Source organism: Legionella norrlandica, assembly GCF_000770585.1.
Taxonomy (GTDB): domain Bacteria; phylum Pseudomonadota; class Gammaproteobacteria; order Legionellales; family Legionellaceae; genus Legionella; species Legionella norrlandica.
Genome location: NZ_JNCF01000117.1, coordinates 1 through 1,609 on the forward strand (window position 1 = coordinate 1; position 1,609 = coordinate 1,609).

Sequence of the window (1,609 nt, forward strand, 5' to 3'; positions counted from 1 at the left end):
AAAAATAAGGCTGTTTTACTCCGCCCTCTTGGTGCCATTCATAAAAACCACTCATGGGCATTAAACAACGTTTGGATTTCATCGGTTGACGAAATGCGGGTTTTTCAAAAAGAATTTCAGTACGTGCATTGATGAGACTTCCAATTTTCTTTCGATCTGTAGTCCAAGCAGGAATGAGTCCCCAGCGCAATAACACACTTTGAATTTCATAAGCATTGGTTTTCACAAGACACACCACCTCAGACCCTGGAGCAATATTAAATCGAGGGGTAATTTCACGTTTTTTATAGGTGTTACATCTCCAATAGACTTTCCCCTGGTAGAACAGGTGTATTCTACAGTACTAATTATAGCCCTCACAAATTGGCCAAGCATTTAATAATGTTATAAAAGCGTGGGTATTTGGGGAAGTATATTGAAACCTATTGTTCACTATTAACATAATTTCCGGTTTCCAATTTGGAAATCGGAAACCAGCATGCTATAATCTCACTAAAATAGACTGGAGCTTTTCATGCTTAAAGGGCAAGACGTAGCTATTCTCATTAAATTGCTTTTAAAAAATAGTACGAAAGAAAAAATTGAGTTTAAAAGCATAGCTCATGAGCTTTATATCAGCAAATCTGAAGTGACTAAAAGTATTAAAAGGCTAGAAGCTACGAAGCTATTAACACGTTATTCGGACGATCGCATTGAATTACATAAGCATGTGCTTATGGAGTTTTTTGTTCATAGTGTCAAGTATCATTTTCCAGCGGAAATTAATATAGCAACACGTGGCATGCCAGCGGCCTATAGCTCTTCTTATTTTAAAAAATTAATCATGAGCGAAGAGTCCTATGTATGGCCCTACATTAATGGTGATACAAAAGGGCTTGCCTTAACCCCTATCTACAAAACATTACCGAATGCTTTGGATAGAACCCTTGATGAGAATTTTTATGCCATTATTAGTGCGCTTGATCTAATCCGATTGGGTGGGAAGCGAGAAAATAAAATTGCAAAAGAACTATTGGAACATTTTGTATGGAATCAGTAAGAGTTAAACAAAATAAGGAAGCACTGTATCAGGCAGCGACTCTTCTAAAAGATCTAAATGAACAAGTTGTTTATGTCGGTGGCAGAATCGTTGGACTATTGATAACTGATTTAATAGAAGATGATGTACGACCAACCTATGATATTGATGTCGCTCTGGATTTAGGAAGAGCTGATATTGTTGCCCATTATTCTTTACAGAAAAAACTGGAAAGCTTAGGTTTCAAGCCGGATGGAAATGTTAATTGCAGATATGTGTTAGATGATTTTATGATTGATGTCATGTACACCGATGGTGTTTTACAAGGCATCAACTCAAATTGGTATCAAGCAGGTTTTGACAATGCGATTGAGATTCAAATTAAAGACAAAAAAATCAAAATACTCAACGCGGTCTATTTCATTGCTACAAAGCTTGAGGCATTTACTGATAGAGCCTATAGGAATAATGGGATTGTAAGGATTTAGAAGATATCATCAATGTAATTAATGGAAGGCCTGAATTATTAGTAGAAATAATGAATTCACCAAAAGATGTTGTCCAATTTATTTCAGGATACTTTAAAAAGCC

Annotated in this window: 2 protein-coding genes and 1 pseudogene; 2 read left to right on the forward strand and 1 reads right to left on the reverse strand. The window is 36.0% G+C overall.

Features of this window, described 5'->3' with window-relative positions:
- Nucleotides 1–277, reverse strand: a pseudogene (locus OK13_RS13630) (SOS response-associated peptidase); the annotation flags it as partial.
- Between the two features lie 237 nt (nucleotides 278–514).
- On the opposite strand from OK13_RS13630, the gene OK13_RS13635 reads away from it, so the two are divergent.
- On the forward strand, nucleotides 515–1,039 hold the full coding sequence (locus tag OK13_RS13635; protein WP_035891722.1) for a MarR family transcriptional regulator: 525 nt from the start codon (nucleotides 515–517) through the stop codon (nucleotides 1,037–1,039).
- Entirely contained in the window at nucleotides 1,027–1,506 is a 480-nt protein-coding gene (locus tag OK13_RS13640) for a hypothetical protein (RefSeq protein WP_241480582.1), read from the forward strand. Before OK13_RS13635 ends, OK13_RS13640 begins: the two co-directional genes overlap by 13 nt.
- The last annotated feature ends 103 nt before the right edge of the window (nucleotides 1,507–1,609 follow it).